Source organism: Dyadobacter sp. CECT 9275 (assembly GCF_907164905.1).
In the GTDB taxonomy this organism is placed as follows: domain Bacteria; phylum Bacteroidota; class Bacteroidia; order Cytophagales; family Spirosomataceae; genus Dyadobacter; species Dyadobacter helix.
The window spans coordinates 735455-760216 of record NZ_CAJRAF010000004.1 but is presented as its reverse complement, the minus strand read 5'-3'; the positions used below and the strand labels follow the sequence as shown (position 1 = coordinate 760216).

The window sequence follows — 24762 nt, the reverse complement described above, 5'->3', positions numbered from 1 at the left end:
TGTGGCGGTTTCTTCGAAATGTTCTTCGGTCTGGAGACCGATGTCACTCGGACGTAGTCTGGAGACTACGCCCAGCCCTATGTTGATATTTTATCTGATCCACGGAAATTTCGGGATTGACCTGCCTGAGTTCTGCTATAAATTGTTGCTCATTTTGGGGTGATAAAAGTATTTTCTCGGAATCATTATAGGCGATTTCCAACCTGTTTCCGGATAGGGCCGGCGCAGAGCTTGTGTTATGGATTTGTTTGATACTCCCAATCGAGAAAATGTCGATGACCTTTCTTCGGCCCGGAATGCTAAAACCTTTCACTTCCAGGTCCCCGTTATCCTTGATCGTATAGGACGTATTCAAATAAACCGCCAGCAAACTACCGGCTGGCCCGCCCAATAAGGGAAGGAAATACCAGTTGCCCGAAGCAATAGCGATCAGTATCACTAATATTCCGAAGAGAATCCAGAAGAAATAAAAACGAAGATCTGCTCTGGATCTGTACATTTTTGCCGTCATACCCCAAAATGAATGTTATTATTCACAATGAACTATATCGAAGATCGGTATATTGATGCAGGTAAACAAATCTTTTAATCAGATTTGTTTTAAGAGCTAATATGGTTTTTGAGATATTCATCGGTCTGGAGACCGATGTCACTCGGCCGTAGTCTGGAGACTACGCCCAGCTTTTGACTACGCCCAACTTTAAATACACATATTACCTGGCCGGCTTCTCAATGTTCATTCCAGCAAGCATGTGAGACAGGATTGGAGCGCACTTTTCCTGACAAGCCGGATAAAAATGACCATGTTTCCAATGCGCTGATTTGGGAGACAAGCCCCACCAGAACTCAGCCATAGCCAGGGGTTCCAGACGGTGCTGAAAGGCATATTGCAGCAATTTCGGGGCGGCGCATTCACCCGCTCCGGCGGGCGGATTTTTATAGGAAGCATCGTCAAAAATCAGACGCAGCCCTTTTTCCTCTCCCGCCCGATTGAGAAAATGGTAGTGATCAAAAATTTTACTCTGAAGGCGGACCGAATGTTTTTTGCGAATATCCTTCAGGAGGGCTATCTGCTCCCTCTCTTGTTCGGATTGCTGCAGTTTAAGCACCTTTATGGCCTCATTCATACGAGAGAGTTCCGTCATTCCGGTATTGAGAAAACCGTCGTCAGCCAGTCCGTCATATACCGGCGGGACAAATTTTGCATGATGATTGCTTCCCGCCAGCTTTCCTGAAAATGCAGCTAGGTACCCAATACTATTTTCCGGTGTGCGGACCACCAGCACACCAAACATTTTCCCCGATACCCGGTCGTTTTCACCAGACAAACCAAAATGATGATCCCAGTCCTGTTGCGTACTCAAATGTTCCTGCAAACCTCTCGCGGCCAGCAAACTGAGCCGGTGTGGAGTATAGTCAAAGGGGAAGGTGAATTGTACGGGTAGTTGATCGACAGATACCGATGAATCAAAAGAGTGTAGGAGGAGGTTTTCCGGTGCTTGCTTCAAAACAGATTTTTAATACCTCATCGCAAATCTAATTTGTTCTCAAACAAGCAGCAGGGATATTTGTAGTTAGGGCGCAAAATTAGCGAATAATGATTTATTCGGACAACTGCGGTAGATAATTATTCGCTAATTTCCTGATCACAGCCAGCTGCGCTTTTTAAACCATATATAAATCAGAACCGTGAGGGCTACCATCAGGAGCATAACGCCCGGGTATCCATATTTCATTTTGAGTTCGGGCATGAACTCGAAATTCATACCATAAATACCTACAATGAAAGTAAGCGGCATAAAGAAAACCGAAAAAATGGTAAGTACCCTGATGATCTCATTGGTCCGTTGCGAAGAAATGGAGAAATAGATCGTCATCAGGTGGTTGGTATTTTCGAACAGCGAGTCGTAAATGGATTTCAGTTTAACATACAGGTCGCGGGTATTGCGGGTGAGTGTATCTGAGGTTTCGGGGGTATCTATTTTTTCAATAATCTCATTGGAAAGCAGCAGGATCCTTCGGGTTACGTCCACTTTTCTTTTTAAATAATAAAGGCCTTCCAGGAGTGACACCTTTCTGTTTTTGAGGAACATGTTCTCTTCGTAATATTCAATTTCCTGGGTAAGTTTTGTGGCTCTTTCCTCATAAGTATCCAGTCCGGTTTTGACGATCTCGTTCAGAATATGATGGGTAGATTTGCACAAGCCTTTTTTCAAATAGTGATCAACGATCACATCCAGCTGCGGCCAGGCTTTTTTATGAATACTGATGATCATGTCGTCTTTAAGGAAAACGGCGATTTTATCGGTCAGCTCCTGAACGGTATCAGCCTTGCCGGATACGTCTTTGCTATGCAACCGGAAAATGATGAAAACATAGGATTCCACATTTTCATGTTTGGGAAGGTGATCCGGCTGCAGACAATCTTCAATGGACGAATCGTGCAGGCCATATTTGGAGGCTACCTCATGTATTTCTTCTTTAGTCGGGTCCGTTACATCCACCCATTCGTAAGGATGATGTCTGCTGTCGGCTATTGTTTTGATCATAATCGGGATTGTAAGAATATTGCCGGTAGCAAGCTGAATAAATTCATACCAGCAAAAGTTTCCGCAATAGTAAACCAATATTTTCTTTTTGTTTGAAATAAGATTCAGTACAAAATTTACATTTGGAATAATACCTGTAATTTAGACTCTAAGGATGATCTGAGAAAATAAGGTTATTTTTGATGGCCGAAACGTCCGTTCCGGCACTGAGCCAGTTCATTTGACCGGAAGTTTAGTTTTTTCCTGTTTTCGTTATCAACGCTTTGGCAACATTTAGTCAGTACCTTTAAGCATATCGGGTGAATTCAACGATGAGACCAAAATTCCTGAGCATCAGTGATTATGTTATTGATAAGATCAAATCGGGAGAGTTACAGCCCGGGGATAAAATACCGTCTGAAAATGAGCTTATTAAGAGCTACAACGTAAGCAATACCACCGCCCGGAAAAGTTTGCTCGAAATAGAGAACCGGGGATGGGCCAAGCGGATTAAAGGAAAGGGTACCTTTGTATTGAACCGTACCGTGGATCACCACCTTACACGTACCCTTGGATCCATCCATGCCACGAGGCGCGGGTTTCACGAAAGTTTGCTGGCGGAAGGCTTCAAGCCTCATAATCTGGTACTGGAAAAGACAGTCCTGGAAGACGGTATATCTTCCGAAATTGGAGGTAAACATTTCATTATGGAAGGACCTGTTCTTAAAATTCATCAGCTCAGGTATGCTGATGATGAGATAATTAAGGATGAGGTGAAGTATATCTCCCTTAAACTGTGCCCGAAAATAAACAGGATGCCTACTGAGATTTCCTACTTTAAAGTGTATGAAAGTACCTATCACCTAAGGATAGATGAGGTGAAACAGACCCTGAGCACCGAAATTATGGAGCCGGATTCCAGCATGAATAATTTTGAGCTGACCAAATCCACACCGATGTTTATTCTGGACAGTGCCGTGATTTGCAAGGACGACAAAGTGGTGGAAGTAGAAAGGTCCTACTACCGTGGCGATAAGTATAAATTTGCGATCAGCGCCAACCCTGATTATGATGATATTCAGTAAAAATAAGGTTTGATTGTCTCCGTAATAATCAGGTGGCCAGCCTCGTTCGGGTGATTAACCGAGGCCATGTATTTTTTAAGTTCTCCAGCCTTCACAATTTTTTTAAATACGGGATAAGGATCAGCCAGGCCGGTTTGGTACTGTTTGGCCAGCAACCTGATCTGCTCTGCATAGGGATCCAGCGGATTCGCAGGGTCAGTAATATCAGTGCGCTGGTCGGGCGAAGGTGTCAGGAGGATCACTTTTATATTTTTGGCTTGAGCCTGCCGGATCATGGTTTCCCAGGCTTCTTTTGTCTTGTCCAAAGGAGCAAACCGGTCGTTTAGCGCATAATCAATAAAAAGTACGTCGGGCTTGTGTGCCAGCACATCGCTTTCAAAGCGTGCGGCACCCTTTATGGCGTTCTCACCGCCAATGGCAGTTACGATAACATTGATCACCGCATAAGGATATTTTTCCTTAAGTACTTTCAGCAAAAGGTTCGGATAGGACCGGAGGGTATTTACCTCATGTCTGTCGCCATAACCCGCGGGTACGGAATGGCCATGGAAGACCAGGTTAATGGTCCGGTTTTTAGGCCAGAGGGCATTCAGTTCCTTCTTTACATTTTGAAGATAACTGGTATCCGCAATCTGAGCGTTGGCCGGCACCGCCAGAATGTTTAATAAAAAGAGAAAGATCAGAGCTTGTTTCATGGTTGCAGAAAAGGTAGGAATTGGATGGTTATTTTAGTGTTTTAACCGTTTTCAGGATCACGGGGCCTATCAGGCCAGAGGCCGTTAAAGGCGTTTCTGTCCATAATAACTCGCGCGAGCCTCTTACGTTGAGGTTGGTTTTAGTAAATTTTTCAGGGCTAGTAATATCTCCGATAATCCGGTTGGACCAGGTATTAATTACCTCAATGCGCAGATTATTTTCTCCATTTACCAGTTGTTCTGTCACATCAAACCTGAAAGGGCTGGTCCAGACAATGCCCAGCGACTTGCCATTCAGCCACACTTCGGCAACTTTGGATACCTCACCAAGATCCAGGTACACCCGGTTGTCCTTTGGTACCTTGAGAGCCTTGGAAAATTTTTTCTCATAAACTGCTGAGCCAGAATAGTAACGGATACCTGGGTTTTCTGATTTTGTCCAGGATATGAGCTCAGGGAAAACTGCTTTTTCGGGTGCGCCCCAGCCCTTGGTGAAGGAAACGGTCCAAGCACCGGAGATGGTCAGGGAATCGGCAGTGTGATTGATAACAACCGTTTTTCCGTTACCAGTTAGCTTCATATTGCCATACTTAAGCATCCTTACGCCATCCGGAGTATATTCAAGAAGCGGCGGGTTATTTTCCGAAGCGATGGACGTGTAACTTTTACTTGATTTTTTCTTGCCAAAAACAATAAAAAAAGAGGCAAAGGGAGGTAACGACAAGGGAATTTGTATCTGCGGCCCGTTCTGTTGGTAAATCGTTACGGGACTGATATAGCCTGTCACAGGATCCCAAAGTTCGGGTGATTTTCCTGTTTGCCGGAAAGAACAGAGCCTTGATATCCAACCCTTTCCGGTATTCCTCACAAAATAAAAATCCTGACCGTCTTTGCTATAATGGATGAAATCGAGTGCGGGCTGACTTTTATGCATATAGTCCAGCCGTTCAGACAGCTTGTCTGGATAGTCGAAATCCGGGGCGAGTTTCATGGCCTTTAACAAAGCAAGGGCCGGTATAGAGGTAATTTTATTAGCTTTTGAAACGTTTGGCGGGCCCCAGAGTGTTTCAATGATTTGCTTGCTTTTTTCCGGAATTACATCTGGTTTGATTCCCGTGACGATGGCTCCATCACGAAGCAACTGCTGCAATTTTTTGAGAACAGCTGGATTCCTGCCGGATATGTTTCCCAGCGCCAGGACTTTAAACTGTGCACCATACGGAAGCGTAAGCAGTCCGTTTTTTACGGTAAGGTCCCGGACGAGAATCTCGGAATTGATGACTTCATAATCATATCCCGAACCCACGGCAAACCGGGTATTTTTAGGTGTAACAAAATTAGGTACCTGGTCGCCGTAGTAGTACAGCACATCAGCCACAAAATCCGTCTGCTGAAGAACGTAAGACACCCGCGCCAGATAGTCATTAAAAGGTTTGACTTTAGGCCACCAGGTGGTTTTATCATTAAAATGAGTTCCCGCCACGTAATAGATACCAGGATAACCTACCCCTGCCGGATTATGGCTGAACCCGTGGATCACAGGGCGGCTCATACCTTCGCAAAACGCCCGGTCTCCGTTTGGTTTCATATCTCCCGGGCCCTCCTGCCAGTTCTGAAAACTGGTAAAGGCTTCCAGCTCTGTGATTTTTCGCTGGTATATATGCGAAGCAGCTGAAATTTCCTTCACCAGCATCAGTAAATCGATGCTGTCGGGTGTGGCATCATACTGGGCATGATTAATCCAGAACTCCCCGCGGGGGACGTCCAGCGCACCCAGCGCCTTGATGCCTTCAACCGGTACATTATGCAGCGGCGGGCCTGGCCCGCCGGATTCCGAGATCAGGTGCAGGCCATAACTATTGGCGATTTCTTTGCCTTTCCTATAATGATTATTGATCATTAACTCGGAGATGGTCAGATCAAAATCTTTTTTAAATTCATCATAAACAGCTGGGCTGAACGCGCGTTTGTCGAACAATGCTGGCAGAAATTTACTTACGTCGTAGCCATTCAGCTGACGGAACTGACCGGGGAACGAGGGTGTCCAGATGGTTCCGGTGGCCTCAAAACTGGCCAGGTACAAGTTCTTAAGCGCTGTTTTTCTGAAATCACCCAGTAGGGGCCGTAATTTTTGGATGAAATATTCAAAGTGCGCTCGGGTGGCGGTGGAGTCAAAGTGGTCGATGATCAGGCCTTTGGAGTTCGGGCTGGGTAATTTAAGTTCTTCTCCAGTGTTGGAGCATACATACCTGTAAATGTCCCACCTTCCAGCCGGTGCCTTCCAACGAAGTGTTTCCGTTTCAGGATCAAAAAAACGGGTTACGTTAATGATCATGGCCGTATCCAGATGGGCCGCCTGGCGGTCAGCAGGCAGGGCCAGTACTGAAATTTCCTCGCAGTACACCGGCTTCCCGTTCGCTGCAAAACGGATCATGAGGTCCCTGCCCTTTGAATCCTTTTTTGGAATTTCCGGAAAAGGTAACCGAATGGCTGATCCGGCCGATTGCGTTAAACTGGTTTTGGAAAAATACACTGTTTTCGCGCCATGCTGGGGTTGTATCCAGGTACCTCCCGCATTCCAGCTGCTCGAGAGGTTAAGGCCTACTTCCAAGCCAAGCCGGGTCGCTTCTTTAATAGCCAGTACAATATGTTTTAACGAAGCGTCACTCATGAAGGGTGGCCCTGCCGGTACCAGGCCGTCGGGCCTGAAGCCGATTTCAAAGATATCGACACCGCCCAATCCTGCATTTTTGATAGCCTGCAATTCCTCTCTGATCCTTGTGGAATCGGTATAACCATTCATCCACCACCAGTATACCTTGGCGCGTGCCGTGCCCGTCGGGTTTTTGAAACCTTCCTTTAAATTTTTTAAGGTTGAAACCTGCCCGCTGGCCGGAATAACGGCAAAAAAGCCTAGGGAACACGTTAGGAGTAAGGATATTAGGGTAAATAATTTTCTCATGACATCTTCTGCTGAATGATATGTACCTCACCAGGATACCACCAGGGTCCCGGTTATATTTTCAACTACAAAATGATTACCCAATTTCTCATCACCCTTTCGGACGGTAACCCGCCCCGTTTTCCACGGGTATCCGGCGTTTACGTAGGCATTAAATTTGTCTTCGGTAATACCTTCTGCAGCATAAATCCTCACCGTTCCGTTTTTTAATCCGCTTACCTGGAATCGTTTATCAATTCCTTTTTCACCCGAATGCAGTTCTTTGTAAGAAACAATCCCGTCATTTTGTTCTACAAAAATCCGGCATTCCCGGCTCCATGAAGTGGGAAGTGTATATACAGAATTCCCTTTGTCGAGCTTTGTCTCCAGACCCAGCAGCAACGGAGCGCCCTGCGGAAATTTAAAACGGCTGGTGATGGTACTGTTTGGATTATAACCTGAAAACATGAATGCATTATTACTTCTTGAAACCGTGAGCACCGGATTTTTCACCGACGGATCTTCCTTTTGAATCACACAGTTGATACCGAACTCTGACAGTACATACCGCATCAGTAAAGGACCGGTGAAGAGTTGGGAGGGATCATCCGGATGGAGCAGTTTGCCACCATTAAATGTGCTGGAATTGGTACCACGTATGTACACCACCTTGCCGCCGTTCCATTCCGGTAATTCCCTCGTCCAGAGTACATCGCGTGATTCCTCAGACTGGGTCATCCGGGCCAGTATGGTGGTGGATTGGTCCTGTGTATTATTCACCCGTGTTGCCACGCCGCCGCCTGAAAACAAGGCACTGTGACGGATGATATCGGGATATCTGCTCTGGAGGATATCTCCGGCATAGTTTGAATAAAGCTTAAAATCACCCTCTAGCGGCTTTACGTTTTTCAGGTTCAGCATATCCAGAAAGTCTTTTCCTGCATGATCTGCCGGGCCGTAAATGATTATTTTCCCACCATTTTTTACAAATTGAATCAATGCTTTTTCCAGAGATGAACCAGCTTCCGGCACAATAGTCACCAATACCGACTCCCTGAAAAATGCAGGCTTATCCTTCAGAACATCCTGAAAGGAACCGGTGCTGATGACAGTGTTCAGCGGGAAGCCATTGTTGATAGCTTGCCGGATGAGCCAGTCGCCGTAATATATTTCAGGAAGACGGTCTTTATACCGGTAGGCCCAGTCATGGTATTCGTCAAAAGGATATACCCAAACCAACGGACCGGGCGCAGTGGGGGCATCGTAACGTGACTTCAGAATGTTGGGTGTTACCTCATCGGGTACCTGCGTAGGCATATTTCCGTAGGAATCATCAATACTGAGCAGGCTCAGGTGTGAGGGTAATTTTATTTCACCTTTTTTATTGATACGCGAAACTGACATCGGCAGATAGATATCATGCGGTTCCCGTCCATAACGATCCAGCCAGGGGCTGTTGAGCCACCAGGGGTCGTGGGTATAATACCTGAAAAGGTAACGTTCATCGGGAAGTTCGGCCATTCTGGACATATACCCTACCATTTCCAGTCCGAAATCGCCGTCCAGTGCAGCCCATGGAGAATTTGGCGGGGGTAGTATATTTTTGTCTTTATAGATCGATTTCAGATCCACCCCATCCCGAGCCAAGTCTGTTCCGGCAGATAAATTGGTACCTCTTGTCTGGATCTGGATATCGGGGCATTCGGTACGGAAATATTTCCAGAAGTCTGAAATTTTTGATTTGGTGGCCGCCAGTTTTGCCTGGTCAAAACCTTTGCCGTCAAAAATGGCACCTGTAGATGACCATCCTTCCACACCGTATCCAAATCCGTTGCTGAGCCAAAGGAAATCAAAGCCCATATCTTTCAGAAAATGCCTGCTCTGCCTGCCCAGAAAAGTGCCAAAAGGCGTGTTGGCGGGAATTCCTTTCGGGAATCCTGCGTAGGACTCGCTGTCGGCGTTCAGTACAGAATAACAACTCACCATGGTATTATGGCCCATCGCGCTGCCGCCGAGGATCTCCCTATGCTTTTTATACTTAAAGTCTGATTTGGCGAATTCCGGACCCGGATCAAAAGTTTCACCTACACGGACAGGTTTGCCGGTCACTTTAACACCTTCCTCTTTCAAAGTCCGCACGATGAACTTCAGATCATTGTAAGTAAAATTCGGCGGATTTTCCAGGTATAGATACGCCCGCTCATGAATGGATAATTCTTTCGGTCCGGAGCCCACCGCATGGCTGGTATTGGGGTTTCCCATGTATTTTGCCCATTCCAGCGGTTGGTTGGGCGTACCTTTGTAATCCAGAATCTCTGAGCCGTCTCCGGTCCATAACATGACAGAAACGGTATCAGCATGGCGCAACAGGGAATGCCATTGCACAAACATCTCCTTTGCAACTTCTCGGATATAAGCCTTATCATTTTTTTTGAAAGGCTTTAACGAGACCTCCAGATTGATATTATTGAAATTTTTGCCTCGCAAAGTGGACAGCGGCTGGGCAAAAACCGGCATGGAAATAAGTAAGAAAAAAAGTCCCGGCAAAAGATTGCTGAACGGTATTGGTTTCATCATTTTTCTTTTTGGTTATAACGAAGAATAGTGACCGGCCCGAAAAGTCCGGAAGGTACCAAAGGCATTTTGCCCCAGGATACAGGGTTTTTGCCACGGACAGCGGCCTTTAAGTTAGTATTAGTAAAATGTTGGTTGAGTATGGCATCGCCGGTAAGTCTGTTGGACCACACATTGGATACTTCAATTTTCACGGTGTTTTTCCCGGTTTTTATGAGGTCTGAGATTTCATACCGGAATGGGGGCGTCCAGGTGATACCCAATGATTTCCCGTTCAGCTTTACGGATGCAATTTTGGATAGCTCTCCCAGATCCAGGAAAACCCTTTCTCCCTTTTCGGCATTTTTATCAAGATGGAAATCTCTGGAATATACCGCATCGCCGGAATAATATTTGATTCCGGCGATGCGGCTTTCCGTCCAGGAAACGAGCGAATCCATCGCGGTTGATTGAGGCCCGCCCCATTTGGCTGAAAAAGTGACGTGCCAATTTCCTTTCAAAATATCTGTTTGACTGATGGAAGGATATAGCTCTCTTCTAGCGCTGCTGCTTTTGCCGACAAGATTTTTATCAAAAACAACAAAGTAAGTTCCGTAGGGTGGGAGGGTGAGTTCCAGATTGGTGTGGTTACTACCGCTTTGGTTGTATACGGTTACCGGAAAGATTTTTCCGGTAACGGGATCCCATATCTCAGGCCGTGATAATGTCTGCCGAAAACTGCATTGTTCTTTTACCCACTGATCGGTTGTATTTCTGATGAGGTAAAAGTCTTGTTGGCCTTTTTGATAATGGATAAAATCAAGCAGTCCTTTTTCTTCACTTCCGTATTTGAAATCAGCTGGTATGCCCAGGTTCGTAATGTTTTCCGATTCGGTGATTATTCCACCTTGCCTGCGCCATTCTTCAAGCTGTTGCCTAACTTGGGTACCTATCCGGTTTCCTTTTCCGATGCTGAGTATTTTATATCGGCCCACGCCTGGCAGGACCCATTCGCCATGCTCAACTTTCAGGTCTTTCAGAAGGACTTCGGTATTGATAACCTCATAGTCATAGCCGGTACCTGCTTTGAACTGTGTATTTTTTGGCGGGATAAGATTGGGGATTTCCTCGCCGTAATAGTATAGTACATCTGCTGCAAAGCGGCTGTTTTGCAGGATGTGGGAGATTCGGGAAAGATATTCATGAAAAGGTTTGACCTTCGACCACCAAACCTGCCTGTCGTTGTAATGTGTTCCTGCAAAATAACCGATGCCCGGATATATGTCAGCTTTGGGATTGTGCGGAAATCCGTGAATGACCAGCCGGTTCATACCTTCACAAAATGCCCTGTCGGCAATAATTTTGAGGTCACGAGGGCCCTCCTGCCAGTTTTTCATACTTGTAAATGCCTCCTCTTCTACGATCCCCTGTTTGTAAATGTGCGAGGCTGCGGCTATTTCTTTTACAAGCCACATGATATCTATTCCGTCCTGATTGAATTTTTGAGTTTTATACCAAAATTCACCTCGTGGAATATCCAGTGACCCAAGTGCTTTAAGCGTTTCTACCGGAATGTTGTAAACACCCGGCCCGCCCGCTTCGGAAATGATCTTCAAACCGTTGGCATTACATATTTCCCGGGCTTTTTTGTAGTGATTATTGATCATCATTTCAGAAAAAGTCTTTCTGAGATCAAAACGGAAACTTTCTAAAAGTTTGGGGTTGTAACTTTTATTGTTAAAAAGGGCCGGGATGAATTTGTAAATATCGTATCCATTCAGGCTCCTGAATTTTGCAGGTAATCCCGCCGACCATGCAAAATCGGTGGCTTCGTAACTAGCCAGGTAAAGATATTTCAAGGCAGATTTTGTAAAATCACCGCCTACCAGTGGTTTCAGACGGTTGATGAAGTAATTGATATGTTCTGCTGTTGCCAGGCTGTCGTAATGGTCTATAATTGGCCCGACCGAGTTTGGCGATGGCAGGAATAAATGTTCGCCGGAGTTGGCGCATACGTAACGGTAAACTTCCCAGCTTCCGGATTTGGGAGTCCAGCTGAGTCTTTCAGATTTCTGGTCAAAAAGGTAGGTCAGGTTCAGGATATTCGTTGTATCCAGATCACCCTGATGCACTTTTGGTATGGCCAGCACCACTACTTCTTCATAATACACCGGTTTTTTATCAGCCGTATATTGAATCAACCGGCTTCTTCCTCGCGTATCATTCTCTGATATTTCAGGAAATGGCAGTATTATGTTGCTGCCGGAGGCTGCGTTTATTTCTGTTTTGGATGAGTACAGGGTTTTGGCCGCGTGTTCCGGGCGGACCCAGCTGCCACCGGCATTCCAGCTGCTGGCAACGCTCATGCCGACTTCCATTTTCAGTTCTTTGGCTTTATCCAATGCAACTTTTAAAGATTTAAGAAAATCGGTTCCCATAAAGGGCGGACCGGCTTTGATCATCCCATCAGTATTATCTTCCGGGAAAACGCCTATTTCAAAAATATCTACGCCACCAATACCTGCCTCTTTCATCAGATGAAGTTCTTTTTTGAGCTGGGTGGTATCCACATCTCCGTTCAACCACCACCAGTATAATTTGGGTTTGGCGTTTTCGGGAGGGCTCAGGAAATTCATTCGTATGTCGTCAGCACGTTGTCCCAACGACTCACCAATACAGCAAAAGAAACAAAGGATTGTCAAGGCAATCTTCATAGCTGGCATAAAAAGGTTGTGTTACGGGTCTGATTGTGAGATGCCCGTAACACAAATAAGTGATATTAATTAATAACCCGGATTCTGACCCAGTTTTGGATTGATGTCAATTTCCCGTAACGGAATAGGCATGATCACCTCATGTTCGGCAACGGTGAAACGCAACCCGTTATCCTGGAAATATTTGTTAAGTACCGTCAGCGTGCGGCCGGTTCTTGCAAGGTCAAACCAGCGGTGGCCTTCCAGGAAGAACTCAACCTTTCTTTCTTTTTCCATCGCAAGGGCAAACTCAGCCTTGGAGAGTCCCGCAAGCGGGGCAAGCCCGGCACGGCTCCTCACCATGTTGATGTAGGTATGGGCTTCGGCTGTGTTATTGGTTTCGTTGAGCGACTCGGCATACATTAAAAGTACATCCGCATAACGGATTGAAGTGAAATTGATACCTCCGTCGCCCACAATTCCTGTGGTGAAGTCTACGAATTTGAGACCATAAAGCTCTTTTTCATATTTACCTGTAATGAGTTTTACAGAATCGCCGATGGAAGCCTTTCTTCTCAGGTCTCCGGGTTCATAACCGTTGGCCATCTGGCGCGTTGGCAGTATACGCCCCGCGCCCTGCATATTGCCTGGGAACATTCCTACGTCGAAACGGGATGGCATAAACACAGTTGAAAAAGAATTTCCTTCGCCTACATTGCCCGACATATACTTGATCTCGAAAATGGATTCCTGTAATTCATCGTTTCCGTTGGTAAAGAGCTTTTTGTAATCAGGATTGAGCGAGTATGTTTTTGAATCAATTACTTCTTTCAGTACCGCTCTTGCCAGATCAAATTGTTTGGTGGTCAGATATACCTTGCCCAGCAATGTTTTAGCAGCTCCTACCGATGCCTGGGACTTGCTTAGTCCGGTGACGCCGTTTAGTAAAGTGGATGCCTCGGTCAGGTCTTTGATAATCAGGCTGTAAACCTCGCTGACCGGTTTCCTGGTCATATCAAATTTCATGATTTCATCAGGACTCCTGAACGCCACGTCCACCATGGGAACATTGCCAAAAAGCCGCACCAGATAGAAGTAACTATATGCCCTCAAAAACAGGGATTCTCCTTTATACTGATTTTTCTGTGCATCTGACATAGTCACAGCATCCAGGCGCGACAGGATATTGTTGGACCGCGCGATGGTAGCAAAGCAGGTACTCCAGATCGTGTTCAGAAAATCATTCGCGGCGGTAGGATTCATTTCGTCGCATTCCGCCTCAGATGTTGTTGGAGAAGTGGAGCGGATATCCGTGTTATCAGTTGTGAGATCTCCCAGGTTAATCAGCGAAGTATTATGAAGTCCCTGAAGACCGGCATAGTTTCCTACCAGTGCCGTTTCAAAATCCTTGGGGCTTTTATAAAATGAGTTTTCATTGATCTGATATTCAGGTTGTAAATTCAGGAAATCCGAACAGGAGGCCATCGCTGCTCCCATGAAGATATAGACGATATATTTTTTCATTTCAGAAGCTGTTTTACTTTAAAAAGTTAATTTAATACCCAGGGTGTACGTACGCGGCAGCGGATAGTTCAGGTAGTCAATACCGGCGTTTACAATGTTATCTCCGGTAACACTGGACTCCGGGTCATAACCAGGATAATCCGTAAAGGTGTAGACATTGGAGACGTTGGCATACACGTTGAGCGCATTAAGTCCCATGTGTTTGGTAAGCTCTTTGGGCAGGTTGTACGACAGCTTGATATTTCGGATTCGGGTAAACGAGTTGTTATACAAGTAATGAGAAGAAGTCCCAAAACCCAGTGCGTGATTACTTCTGATGGACCGTGGCATGATACCATCGCCAGGGTCGGCTTCGGACCGCCATCTTCTGTCGGTCAGGATCAGGTTGTTTTGCACACCGTTGTCACCCAAAAGCGAAGCACCGGCATCCAGGTAGGTATATGCTCCGTGTGAGCCTACCAAACCGATATTCAGACTGAGATTGCCAAGGGAAAAATTGTTGTCAAGCCCCCAGGTAAAGTCGGGCCAGGGCGATCCAACGATCTTCCTGTCGCTTTGGTTGATTACACCGTCCTTATTGACGTCTTCAAACTTCAGGTCACCAGCCTGGGTTTGGGGATGCTGCAGAGCGGCACCATCCAGTTCCGAAGCTTTCATGAATACCCCCAGTTTATTGATCAGATAAAAACTCGAGATGGCAGAACCCACCTGGGTGATCTGATAGGCCGAATTCGCAATTCTTCCACCTTCGGTTGCCAGTTTTAAAACTTTGTTTTCGTTGTGGCTAAATGTGAAATTAGTACTCCACTCAAAAGCTTTGCGGCGTATGTTCACTGTTTGCAGGCCAAGTTCAAAACCTTTGTTTTCAATATCCCCTATGTTTTGTGTGGAACTGCTGAACCCTGACGCCGCGGGTAGCTGCACAGCCAGTAGCAGGTCGGTTTTATGATCCCGGTAAACATCGGCAGTCAGCGTGATCCGGTCTTTGAACAGGCCGAGGTCGATACCTACGTTGGTCTGTTTCGATTTCTCCCAGGTCAGGTTATCGTTGGACATCGTGCTCGGGATCAAACCGGGATTAAGAGCTCTGTTTTTGACATAACGGGTGGTGGATAACAAACCGATGTGCGTGTAATCTCCGATCTGGTTATTTCCGGAAATACCATAGCTGGCCCTTAGTTTCAGGTTACTGATGAAGTTGACATTCTTCATGAAGTTTTCTTCTGAAATGTTATAACCTACTGAAAAAGAAGGGAATGATCCCCAGCGGTTGTTGGATCCAAATCTCGAACTTCCGTCGCGGCGGACTGTGGCAGTGAACATGTATTTACCTGCATAGGAATAAGTGAGCCTGGCCATTGTCGATAACAGCGCCCATTCGTTGATGCTCTGCGTTCCGGCATTCACAATTCCCGCAGTGATAAAGGGGACATATTCCGTTGGGAAATCTGAGGCGCCTACCGAAACCAGGTCTCTGCTGTTCTTTTGGGCAGTGAAACCTATCAGCCCATTTACAAAATGTTTGTTGTTAAATACTTTTACATAGGTTAAAGTATTTTCATTGAGCCAGTTGAGGTTTTCGGCCCTGGAGGTACCGGCCGAGGCGGGGTAATTAAGTGTACCATAATTGGGCACCGCTGATGATCGCCATAATTTGATATTATTGGTTCCGAAATTTACGCCAACAGAACTTTTGAAGGTGAGATCGTTGGTAATGTTCACTTCTACAAAGTTATTGGTAACAACATCCATTACTTTGCGGCGATCCTCAGATCCGTCGCTTACAGCCAGTACGTTGGCCAGAAAGCCAAGGCCATCTGTTACGTCATTCTGGTTAAAATAGTAATTCCCGTTGCTGTCATAGGCAGGTATGGTAGGCGATGCAGCCAGTGCATTGGTCAGCAGACCTCCGGCTCCGTAGTGAGATTCCGTATTGGCAAATCTTCCATAGCCATAGGAGCCGTATGTCGAAGTCCCAATTTTGATTCGCTTGGTGATCTGCGCATCCACATTCACCCTCAGGTTGAAACGGGTATAGTCGGAATTAATCACAATCCCTTCCTGGGAGAAATAACCACCGGATATAAAGTATCTGGCCTTTTCGTTACCACCAGTGGAAGATACCTGAACGTTCCTGACCGGCGCGGTTCTGAAAAGTACATCCTGCCAGTCGGTATCGGTCGTGATGGACTCCGGATTTCTGAACTCCGGCCTTACCCGGGTATTGGCTGACCGTATCTCGTTGGGGTCCGTAGCTTTTCCTCCTGCATAAACCCAGGCATTATCCCTTCCGTCGGCTACATAGTCGGCGTATTGTTTTGAATTCAGCATTTTTAGTTTATGGGCCACTTCCTGAAAACCATAGGAGGCATCCACGCTGATCTGCGATTTTCCGTAGGCTCCACGTTTGGTGGTGATGATCACCACACCATTGGCACCTCGTGATCCGTAAATTGCAGTCGCGGAGGCATCTTTTAGTATCTCTATGGATTCAATATCAGATGGGTTTATGGAAGCAAGCGGATTTACCCGGTTGCCGGTATTGCTGGCCATACCTGCCGACGAGAAATTATTCCCGCCGTAATTCCGCATATCTGAACCTCCGCCGCCTGTACCCATCGCAAAACCGTCGACCACGTAGAGCGGCTGATTACCTCCGGTGATGGAGCTTACCCCCCGGATGAGGATATTGACATTTCCGCCCGGTGCACCGGTTGTCTGGCTAACTTGCACACCCGGTGCTTTTCCCTGCAGCATCTGGTCAAAACTTCCGGTAGAAGGCTGAATGAACTGTTCACTGGAAATTTTAGTAATGGATCCCGTCAGGTCCTTTTTTCGTGCTGTACCATACCCCACCACCACTACATCCTGAAGCTGTTGCTGGTCGGCTTTCAGGCTCACGTCAATGACAGAGCGGTTGTCAACCGGTATCTCCTGAGGCACATAACCTATGAAGCTGACCACAATATTAGCGCCCTTGGCTACCTGTAACTTGTAATTTCCGTCCACGTCGGCGGTTGTACCGCTGTTGGTTCCTTTCTCGGTGATTGTTGCGCCAATTAAAGGTGCATTATCGTTAGCCGCAGTTATTTTACCACTGACTGTTACTTTGGAGCCCGATTGAGCGGCTGTCTTCTCTGCGCCAACAAGCAAAATGAATAACAAGCCGCTGACCCACAGCCACGGCTTTGGGAATAAAATTTGTTTCATAATTAATCAAAAATTTAGATTGGATATGATAAAAGGGTTTTAGAAAACAAGAGAATCCTTCTTTGAAATAGCAGGGTAGTTTTCGATACGCAGTTTACAGCGGACATACTGCTCACTGTAAACTGCATATTTTAAACTTAATCCTCCCTGATAACAACCGCCTCAAGATTGAGGTATTTAGCTATTTTTTCAATCGTATGCGCATGATGTCCCACGCCCAATGCAAAGTGATGGGTGGGGCCTTCTTTCATCCATCTTTGCAAAAAAGTCCTGACATCCGGTTTAAAATACCCCCGGGTGTTTGTATTGCCGGTAGGAGGGATAGGACCCTCAACGGACTGTCCCTCAGCAATTACAAACTTGAATTTCCCATCATAAGTAGAGTTGATACTCAGCATCGTAATAGGCCCTTCCTTGATCTTGAACTCTACGCCTGCACCAAAGCCCGGTTTGCCATGGTATTTGGTCAGGCTGCGTAACACAGGTTTGCCCTGCGCGATGGCCACATTGTGTGGTCCGTCGTGTCCCACCAGTACAAAACCTTCTTTAAAGTCAACGGGGTGGAACTCGGCAAAGCTGCCGCCTATCCCTAAACGTTCCATGATCAGCATAGCAAAACAGGTTTTAAGATCAGATTCACCGCACATGGGGAAACCAGCACCGGTCAGCAAGGAATTCCCCACGATCAGGTTGGACATTACCGTACGCGTTTCACTGTTTTCAGGTCCTTCGTAATAATAGGCCAGACCATCCAGTTTCTTTTCTTCTATAAATTTTTCCAATGCAACCGTTACCCTTGCAGCTGTTTCCAGGTCAGAGTCTCTCAGCTTTTCAGAAATCGGGTCTGATACCGGATCCGGTGTATCAAAGAAGTCCAGTATCCTTTCTTTCACCGGTTCTATTTCGTCAGGTGTGGAATGCTGATACTTCGTTACGATTTCATGCGCTTCGCACTGCACAATGTGCGCCCCAAAATGAGCAGTAAGCATGGTAGAATCCGAATGCATATCCAGCATGGCTTCAATCGGATGACCGATGTGGCCGATTCTCGCCGTTTTCAGATCATGCAAAACAGCCGCTATCCTGCAATATTCTTCTATTTCCGCATCCGCCTGCGGATCGTCGTACAGGGTTCCGATAATCATGTCAGGTACCTTTTTGCCCATTCTTGCAGCCACACCGGCAAACTCTGGCAGCGAGCAGATATCATCATTGTAGAGCTGCATGTAGGTGGAGGCCCGGGAGTAATCCATGGCCTGGTCGGGCTGTAGGGCCACCAACACAATGGGTACATTCATGCTTCTTATCACCACCCCGAAGGTGTTAGAGGTGGCATACGTAACCATATCGCAAAATATCAGGTCCAGATTTGCGGCATGTAGCTTCGGAACCAGCTCATAGGCCTTTTGCACATTGTCAACCAGCCCGAAATCAATTACTTCCGCATGTGAGCCTGTTGTTATTTTTTCAATGAAAACAGCCTGTTTCTGCAGCATGTCGTCCAGCAGGCCGTCAAACTGGCTCCAGTATTTATAATAGCCAACACCGAATACCCCTATCCTGGGTTTGGTTGGCTTTCGTTTTTCAATGATGGCGGCGTTTTCAAGGTTGTTTTCTTTCAGTAATGGATCGACCATAAAGCTATGTATGTTTTATATTTATTCTTAACGCACTAAGTTTTTTCTGCCAAAAAAATCAGGTACTGCTGGTACCCGGGATTTTAACTGTTATGAATTAACGACTACTTCATCCGGAATATCTTGGGTCAGGTTGGTATCTTCTTTAAACAATGACTGAATGTTGGGTATCAGGAATATAAAACCGATAAATGCGATCGGGTAGAGCAGTCCTGAGGCAATCCAAAGCGGCGTGTAACTGTATTTCTGAATGATTTTGCCGATCAGCGGATTAAGTATTAAACTTGAAATAGCACCAGCCGTCCCGGATAATCCTACTACCGTTGAAGTGGCCTTCTGCCCGAAAACGTCAGAAATGGATGTAATATAATTGGTGATCCAGAAACCATGTGCCAGCATGTACAGCGCCATTAACCCTACCGCCGTTTCTACCGCCGATACATATCCGGTTAATGGAACGGCCAGGGTGAGCATAGCAGCAAAACCCATGACGGTTTTTCTGGCCTTATTGATACTGAAACTGGATTTAACAAGCCTGTCGGAGAGATAACCGCCCAGAACATTTGAAAAACCAAGCGCCAGAAAAGGTATCCAGAATAAACTGCCGATCCTCTCAAATGATACACCCCTTACCTCGCTGAGATATTTCGGGATCCAGAACATCATGAAATACATGACCGGATCCAGCAAAAAGCGCATGAGAATAAACACCCAGGTTTGTTTGAATTTCAAGATGTTTATAAAAGATACGGCACCTGCGGATTGCATCTGCTGCGGCGGAATCCAGACGGATACGCTCTTTTTCCAAGGAATCATCAGCCAGACCACTACCCAAGCAATACCCACCAGCCCAGGGATAACAAAACCTGCCCGCCATCCATAATATTCAGATATAAAGATGGTTAGAGGCGGTGCAATCACAGCCCCTATGGCGGAGCCCCCGATGGCGATACCATTTGCGAATGCCCTTTCCTTTTTATCGAACCAGTTGTACACCGTTTTTGCAGCGCCTGGGAAACAAGCCCCTTCACCCATCCCGAGGAAAAAACGGAATACCAGCAACTGGGGCAAGCTGGTCATCAGCCCGTGTAACGCATTGGCTACCGACCATACCCCAACCGCCACGGCCAATCCCTTTTTGGGGCCGAAACGATCGATCATCCAGCCGCCCACGGTGAACATGAGTGCGTAACTTAACAGGAAGCTGGTATTGACCCAGCCATAAGCCACGTCATCGAAATGAAACTCTTTCTGGATTTTAATAATGGCGATGGATAACACCTGCCGGTCCAGGAAACTCAACCCTGTGGCGATAAATACCATCCATACAACAACCCAGCGAATAGAGTTTAGTTTCATACAGCTTAACGCACTAACTTATTTTTCTTCAAAAATAAAGGCATAAAATACTAAAAGCAAGTTTTTAGTATAAATTATTAAAAAAATAATATAAAGCTACATTGGATGCTCATTTCCAGGCTGATGGGTGAAACATACTGTACCGTGTTTCTACCACATGCATTTTGACTGGTACTATTTTTTAACGGAACAGGACATTATCAGTTAAACTTAATCGGTTAAGGTTATGGAAATGGAAATAGAGGGACAAACGCAGAACAAGCAGCCAGGTGTAACCCAACTGATGCATCCGCAGCCGGTGGTGATCAGGGATGACTACCGTGGCAGCGGAAAGCTGGATGGCAAAGTAGCGCTTATCACGGGTGGAGACAGTGGGATCGGGCGTTCAGTAGCAGTACATTTTGCCAGGGAAGGTGCGGATGTGGCCATTGTGTATCTCAGTGAAGACCAGGACGCAAGGGATACCAAAGGTATGGTAGAGGCAGAAGGGAAGAGGTGCCTGCTGATTGCAGGAGATATCAGGGAGATCGATTTTTGTAAGGAGGCGGTGGGTAAAACGGTCAGGGAATTCGGCAAGCTGAACATACTGGTTAATAACGCCGCTGAGCAGCATCCCAAGAAATCCATTGAGGAAATTTCTACCGCCCAGCTTAAGAATACATTCAGCACCAATATTTTCTCCTTTTTTTACTTTACCCAGGCGGCCGTGCAGCATTTACAGGAAGGAGACAGCATTATCAACACCACATCCATAACAGCCTATCATGGAAGTCCTGGGCTGCTGGATTACTCCGCAACCAAAGGAGCTATTACCTCTTTTACCAGATCCTTGTCTGAAAACCTTGCGGAAAAGGGGATCAGGGTTAATGCAGTGGCTCCGGGGCCGATCTGGACGCCTTTGATTCCTTCCACTTTTGATGAACAACACGTGGCAGAATTTGGTAAGGATACCCCTTTCAAAAGACCCGGACAACCCTGTGAAGTGGCACCGAGTTTTGTCTTCCTGGCAAGCCAGGATGCTTCGTATATGGGAGGGCAGGTACTACACCCCAATGGTGGACAGATAGTCAACGGTTAGTAGATTTAATACGCTGCAATTTGAAATAACCGTACCACTGTTGCGGAGCGGGTACATTTTTTGAAATAGAATAGATAAAGTTTCAGAACTAAAATCGTCAGGTGTGATGGGTAAGTACTCAAAGAAAGCAGGAGAAAAAGTGGAGCAGGCGCAACACGAAGAGAAAAAAGGTACGTTGAAAACCGGTAGCGGGAAAAAGGTTACCTCCAGGAAACAAGCCGTGGCAATAGGCCTGTCGGAAGTGAGGAAAGAGGGAGAGAAAGTTCCTAAAAAGAAAGATTAATGAGCTTCCAGGAGAATGAGGCAAAAGGAAGTCCTTTACCAGTCTTCCTTGTTCGGATACCCTTTTAGGCATTAGCGATGCCCAGGTGTTATGGAATTATAAACTCCCGCTGGAGGGATATCTCCCGCATGACTTGATATTGGCATATGTCATACGCAGTTTATTTAGTTGTGCAGGGTCGTCCCGATCTGCGGATGATTTGCCTCCATTTTTATTTAACTCCTGCTTCCAGCTTAAAAAGGAAATGGTGAAAGAAACAGACTATTGACCGCATTGGCAATATGAGCATAGCCGTCGCGGGTTGAAGGCTTGCGGACATAATGATTTACTCCGAGCTCATAGGCCCTGTTAATCAGGTTCTTGTCTGAATTATTGGATAACATGACAATCGGAATGCGCTGCCCTTTGGTGCCTGACTTAATGATCTCCAGGGCTTCAAGGCCATTTTTGCGGGGCATATTCATGTCCAGTACAATTAAGGTCGGCGTAGTACCATTTCCCGGACCATTCAGTATATCCAGCAAATCCTGTCCGTCACAGGCTTCAAATACCTGACAATCTTTTTCAGTAACATTTTCAATGGCTTCCCTGATGAACATCCTGTCGGCCTGGTTGTCATCCACGATCAATATGGTTTTTGAGCTCATGGCACAGTCAGTTTAAGTGGTGAGCAAAATAAAGATTCCAGATTTGAAAATGATTGATAGTGAGGAGAGGACGATTATAAAGATAGAAATTTATTCGCTTTAACGAAAAGAAAATTTAGTTTTTGGCGACAGAATTCCAACCTCCCCATAGAACTGAACCGGCTTTGGTCCGATTAGATGAAATGGCTCAACAGCGCAATGGAATAATTATTGTTGCCTTGAAACTACTATTTAATGTGAGTTCAATTTAAATCTGTTTGAGATGAAAAAAACAAAAATATTGATGCTGTTGCTGATGGTGTTTTCAGCAGGTATCCTAAATGCCCAGTCTAATATTAAAACAGCTAAAAAGCAGAAGGCGGTCAAAACAGGTGCAGCGGATTCTTCAACTGCCGAAACGCAGACGCAAGGCAACAGTTCAGGAGGAAATGCGGCCTGGCCGCTGGCTACTGGTACTACGGGAAGTGTAACTTTTCAACCAGATACAACGTCTACGTCCGCAAAGGATGTGAACGGAAATGCAGAACAAAACGGGGCGGTGTCCGGTCTGACCAGCACGGGGAGTTCCAGTACAGAGCTGACCGGTGGAGGGAATCAAAAGATTGTTTCCCCGGATACTGCCGACAGACAAAAAAAGAGTCAAAAACGGAAGAAGAAAAGTGGGAATTAATAGGTTTCATCTCCCAGATCTTGATGTAATAGCTCACGCGTAATGGTGTGGGCTATTTTATTGATGGTTTGCATAACAATTTCCTCTGCGTTTCCAGTAAACACCTCTCTTAACGCGATGGAGTGATGATCTGTCAATATCTGTATGAACATGGTTCCGACAGGCTTTTCGTATGTTTCACTTCCGCCGGCGGTGGTAAGGCCAGTGACGGCAACATGGATGGAAGCTGGCATCAACTTCTGTAAACTGAAGGCCATTGCCTCGGTTACCTCTGCTGACTCGGGCGTATACTTTTCAATGAATCCCGCTGGTATTTTAAGGATGGCTTCTTTGATAGAAGCATCGTAACAGACCAACCCGCCTTTTAATATATCTCCGGAAGCTTCTGTCATGGAAAACTCAAATGCCAGCCGTCCCGCTGTTGCGCTTTCAGCAAAGGCAATGGTAAAACCTCGTTTTTTTAAATAGCTACTGCATTCAATAACCGATTGTGAAGGCATGGTATCACATGTTAGATATTACGATGGAAATGAGTGCAAAAAGTTTGCCATCCATAACCCGTCCTGATTGGCAAGTATTTTTCTGCAAAACAGCGGCTCCTTGCTGGTAAACGCAAACAGCGGGCATGCAATTTGCTTTATAAGCTATGAGGCATAACCTCCCGCGTTCCCGTAGGGTAAAATTCCCAAACCGAACCGGAGGTCTGTAGCGTTGGTTACCGCATTCCTCACCATAGTGGAATGGGGAATTCCGGGCCAGGGTATTCATTAAAAACACCAGGATGAAAGAAGTATTGCACTGCCTGTTAATTGATGACGATGCGGACGATCAGGAGATTTTTTTGTTTGCGCTGCAGCAGGCTTTTCCTGATATGGCATGTTCCATAGCATTTGATTGCCTGGAAGCGACAAAAAAGCTTAACAGCCGCGAAATTCCCGTACCTGACTACATTTTTCTGGATTGGATGCTCCCTCTGATGGAGGCGGAAGATTGTATCAGGCAGTTGCAGTTAATTCCGGAGCTGGAAAGAACCTGCACATTTATTTTATCAGGTTCCGAACCTTTCATTTCGGCGGAGAATCTTAGATTACTGAAAATAAAAAAGATCATCCGAAAGCAATATGATATCAACGAACTTGCCCGAAAAATAGCGGAAGCCATACTGGAAGTTTCCTATCCCGACACAGACGGGGAGGATCAGGGCAACTGTTGAGAAAGTGTCACAAGAGGTGTATGGTAACGTACACAACCATTAAATAAAGGCAATGGGATTGTTATATGTTCCAAGGGATAATTTGAGCGGCGGCGGCATATTGTTATAAAATTAAATATTGTCAGGAAAGAGGCAATATCATTTCTCCGGATTGTAAAATATCCATATTTCAACCATATTTACATTTGTTAGTCTGGATCTAAAAAAATATATGTCATTAGCAGGGCCCGTTATTTCGGTAGAAGATGATGAGGACGATCAGTATCTGATCAGGGAAATTCTCGATGATTTACAAATTCCTAATGCCGTAAGGTTCTTTTCGAATGGCAGTGAAGCACTCGATTACCTTACCACCACCACGGAAAAACCATTTTTGATACTATGCGATGTGAACATGCCCGTCATGAACGGACTGGAACTAAGGAGCATCATAGAAGCCAACCCGGTTCTTAAAAAAAAGGCAATCCCGTTTATATTCCTGAGCACATCCGATAATAAGGCGCTACTCAACGAGGTTTATAAAGGCACCATTCAGGGATATTTCAAAAAGCAGGGTGATTACGCTGTTTTTAGGAAACACATGGATGTAATTATCCGGTACTGGCAAACCTGCCTGCACCCGAACAAATAATATGTCAGGCGAGCT

The 24762-nt window shown here is 45.9% G+C and carries 19 protein-coding genes; 6 read left to right on the top strand and 13 right to left on the bottom strand.

Translation table 11 applies throughout. From position 1 onward, the window contains the following. Positions 1–43: 43 nt before the first annotated feature. From KOE27_RS28795 to KOE27_RS28785, 3 genes are all read right to left on the bottom strand, one after another. Complete coding sequence (locus KOE27_RS28795; protein ID WP_215242297.1) at positions 44–511, bottom strand: PH domain-containing protein; 468 nt, start codon at positions 509–511, stop codon at positions 44–46. A 202-nt stretch (positions 512–713) separates the two neighbouring features. Continuing rightward, on the bottom strand, positions 714–1508 hold the full coding sequence (locus KOE27_RS28790) for a pseudouridylate synthase (RefSeq protein ID WP_215242296.1): 795 nt from the start codon (positions 1506–1508) through the stop codon (positions 714–716). Positions 1509–1646: 138 nt separating this feature from the next. Then, positions 1647–2549, bottom strand: coding sequence for a magnesium transporter CorA family protein (locus KOE27_RS28785; RefSeq protein ID WP_215242295.1), 903 nt, complete (start codon positions 2547–2549; stop codon positions 1647–1649). 311 nt (positions 2550–2860) lie between these two features. Between KOE27_RS28785 and KOE27_RS28780 the strand changes: the two genes are divergently transcribed. Beyond that, on the top strand, positions 2861–3613 hold the full coding sequence (locus KOE27_RS28780; protein WP_215242294.1) for a GntR family transcriptional regulator: 753 nt from the start codon (positions 2861–2863) through the stop codon (positions 3611–3613). Here the strand turns inward: KOE27_RS28780 and KOE27_RS28775 are convergent. The 8 genes from KOE27_RS28775 to KOE27_RS28740 form a co-directional block, all read right to left on the bottom strand. Continuing rightward, positions 3607–4308 (bottom strand): SGNH/GDSL hydrolase family protein, encoded by a 702-nt coding sequence (locus tag KOE27_RS28775; RefSeq protein ID WP_215242293.1) that lies wholly within the window; start codon positions 4306–4308, stop codon positions 3607–3609. The two genes, KOE27_RS28780 and KOE27_RS28775, sit on opposite strands and share 7 nt — an antisense overlap. 28 nt (positions 4309–4336) lie before the next feature. Further along, a complete protein-coding gene (locus tag KOE27_RS28770; protein ID WP_215242292.1) occupies positions 4337–7270 on the bottom strand; it encodes a glycosyl hydrolase in 2934 nt (977 codons plus the stop codon). Positions 7271–7297: 27 nt separating this feature from the next. Further along, entirely contained in the window at positions 7298–9826 is a 2529-nt protein-coding gene (locus KOE27_RS28765; RefSeq protein ID WP_229253037.1) for a hypothetical protein, read from the bottom strand. Continuing rightward, a complete protein-coding gene (locus KOE27_RS28760; RefSeq protein ID WP_215242291.1) occupies positions 9823–12516 on the bottom strand; it encodes a glycosyl hydrolase in 2694 nt (897 codons plus the stop codon). Before KOE27_RS28760 ends, KOE27_RS28765 begins: the two co-directional genes overlap by 4 nt. A gap of 69 nt (positions 12517–12585) precedes the next feature. Beyond that, positions 12586–14019, bottom strand: a complete 1434-nt coding sequence (locus KOE27_RS28755; RefSeq protein ID WP_215242290.1) for a RagB/SusD family nutrient uptake outer membrane protein — start codon at positions 14017–14019, stop codon at positions 12586–12588. Positions 14020–14037: 18 nt separating this feature from the next. Continuing rightward, positions 14038–17229, bottom strand: a complete 3192-nt coding sequence (locus KOE27_RS28750) for a SusC/RagA family TonB-linked outer membrane protein (protein ID WP_215242289.1) — start codon at positions 17227–17229, stop codon at positions 14038–14040. A gap of 137 nt (positions 17230–17366) precedes the next feature. Further along, positions 17367–18866: an L-fucose/L-arabinose isomerase family protein gene (locus tag KOE27_RS28745; RefSeq protein WP_215242288.1), complete on the bottom strand. Its 1500-nt coding sequence runs from the start codon at positions 18864–18866 to the stop codon at positions 17367–17369. A gap of 90 nt (positions 18867–18956) precedes the next feature. Continuing rightward, positions 18957–20225, bottom strand: a complete 1269-nt coding sequence (locus KOE27_RS28740) for an MFS transporter (RefSeq protein ID WP_215242287.1) — start codon at positions 20223–20225, stop codon at positions 18957–18959. Between the two features lie 226 nt (positions 20226–20451). Here KOE27_RS28740 and KOE27_RS28735 point away from each other — a divergent pair, with 226 nt between their 5' ends. Both KOE27_RS28735 and KOE27_RS28730 read left to right on the top strand, forming a co-directional pair. Further along, the gene (locus tag KOE27_RS28735; RefSeq protein ID WP_215242286.1) at positions 20452–21303 is read left to right on the top strand and encodes an SDR family oxidoreductase; all 852 of its coding nucleotides are present in this window, start codon (positions 20452–20454) and stop codon (positions 21301–21303) included. A gap of 106 nt (positions 21304–21409) precedes the next feature. Continuing rightward, positions 21410–21586: a DUF6496 domain-containing protein gene (locus KOE27_RS28730; RefSeq protein WP_215242285.1), complete on the top strand. Its 177-nt coding sequence runs from the start codon at positions 21410–21412 to the stop codon at positions 21584–21586. Between the two features lie 233 nt (positions 21587–21819). Here KOE27_RS28730 and KOE27_RS28725 read toward each other — a convergent pair whose 3' ends face one another. Then, positions 21820–22233, bottom strand: a complete 414-nt coding sequence (locus KOE27_RS28725) for a response regulator (protein ID WP_215242284.1) — start codon at positions 22231–22233, stop codon at positions 21820–21822. A gap of 262 nt (positions 22234–22495) precedes the next feature. On the opposite strand from KOE27_RS28725, the gene KOE27_RS28720 reads away from it, so the two are divergent. Next, a complete protein-coding gene (locus KOE27_RS28720) occupies positions 22496–22903 on the top strand; it encodes a hypothetical protein (RefSeq protein ID WP_215242283.1) in 408 nt (135 codons plus the stop codon). Here the strand turns inward: KOE27_RS28720 and KOE27_RS28715 are convergent. After that, positions 22900–23403: a CinA family protein gene (locus KOE27_RS28715; protein ID WP_215242282.1), complete on the bottom strand. Its 504-nt coding sequence runs from the start codon at positions 23401–23403 to the stop codon at positions 22900–22902. The genes KOE27_RS28720 and KOE27_RS28715 overlap by 4 nt on opposite strands. Before the next feature lie 281 nt (positions 23404–23684). Here KOE27_RS28715 and KOE27_RS28710 point away from each other — a divergent pair, with 281 nt between their 5' ends. Both KOE27_RS28710 and KOE27_RS28705 read left to right on the top strand, forming a co-directional pair. Then, complete coding sequence (locus KOE27_RS28710) at positions 23685–24116, top strand: response regulator (RefSeq protein WP_215242281.1); 432 nt, start codon at positions 23685–23687, stop codon at positions 24114–24116. 211 nt (positions 24117–24327) lie between these two features. Then, positions 24328–24747 (top strand): response regulator, encoded by a 420-nt coding sequence (locus tag KOE27_RS28705; RefSeq protein ID WP_215242280.1) that lies wholly within the window; start codon positions 24328–24330, stop codon positions 24745–24747. The last annotated feature ends 15 nt before the right edge of the window (positions 24748–24762 follow it).

Excerpts from the sequence above, each read along its gene's own strand:
- KOE27_RS28745 (WP_215242288.1), bottom strand. The coding sequence starts at position 18,866 with ATGGTCGATCCATTACTGAAAGAAAACAACCTTGAAAACGCCGCCATC.
- KOE27_RS28770 (WP_215242292.1), bottom strand. The coding sequence starts at position 7,270 with ATGAGAAAATTATTTACCCTAATATCCTTACTCCTAACGTGTTCCCTA.
- KOE27_RS28725 (WP_215242284.1), bottom strand. The coding sequence starts at position 22,233 with ATGAGCTCAAAAACCATATTGATCGTGGATGACAACCAGGCCGACAGG.
- KOE27_RS28775 (WP_215242293.1), bottom strand. The coding sequence starts at position 4,308 with ATGAAACAAGCTCTGATCTTTCTCTTTTTATTAAACATTCTGGCGGTG.
- KOE27_RS28705 (WP_215242280.1), top strand. The coding sequence starts at position 24,328 with ATGTCATTAGCAGGGCCCGTTATTTCGGTAGAAGATGATGAGGACGAT.
- KOE27_RS28765 (WP_229253037.1), bottom strand. The coding sequence starts at position 9,826 with ATGATGAAACCAATACCGTTCAGCAATCTTTTGCCGGGACTTTTTTTC.
- KOE27_RS28785 (WP_215242295.1), bottom strand. The coding sequence starts at position 2,549 with ATGATCAAAACAATAGCCGACAGCAGACATCATCCTTACGAATGGGTG.
- KOE27_RS28720 (WP_215242283.1), top strand. The coding sequence starts at position 22,496 with ATGAAAAAAACAAAAATATTGATGCTGTTGCTGATGGTGTTTTCAGCA.
- KOE27_RS28795 (WP_215242297.1), bottom strand. The coding sequence starts at position 511 with ATGACGGCAAAAATGTACAGATCCAGAGCAGATCTTCGTTTTTATTTC.
- KOE27_RS28730 (WP_215242285.1), top strand. The coding sequence starts at position 21,410 with ATGGGTAAGTACTCAAAGAAAGCAGGAGAAAAAGTGGAGCAGGCGCAA.
- KOE27_RS28750 (WP_215242289.1), bottom strand. The coding sequence starts at position 17,229 with ATGAAACAAATTTTATTCCCAAAGCCGTGGCTGTGGGTCAGCGGCTTG.
- KOE27_RS28780 (WP_215242294.1), top strand. The coding sequence starts at position 2,861 with ATGAGACCAAAATTCCTGAGCATCAGTGATTATGTTATTGATAAGATC.
- KOE27_RS28755 (WP_215242290.1), bottom strand. The coding sequence starts at position 14,019 with ATGAAAAAATATATCGTCTATATCTTCATGGGAGCAGCGATGGCCTCC.
- KOE27_RS28760 (WP_215242291.1), bottom strand. The coding sequence starts at position 12,516 with ATGAAGATTGCCTTGACAATCCTTTGTTTCTTTTGCTGTATTGGTGAG.
- KOE27_RS28710 (WP_215242281.1), top strand. The coding sequence starts at position 23,685 with ATGAAAGAAGTATTGCACTGCCTGTTAATTGATGACGATGCGGACGAT.
- KOE27_RS28715 (WP_215242282.1), bottom strand. The coding sequence starts at position 23,403 with ATGCCTTCACAATCGGTTATTGAATGCAGTAGCTATTTAAAAAAACGA.
- KOE27_RS28740 (WP_215242287.1), bottom strand. The coding sequence starts at position 20,225 with ATGAAACTAAACTCTATTCGCTGGGTTGTTGTATGGATGGTATTTATC.
- KOE27_RS28735 (WP_215242286.1), top strand. The coding sequence starts at position 20,452 with ATGGAAATGGAAATAGAGGGACAAACGCAGAACAAGCAGCCAGGTGTA.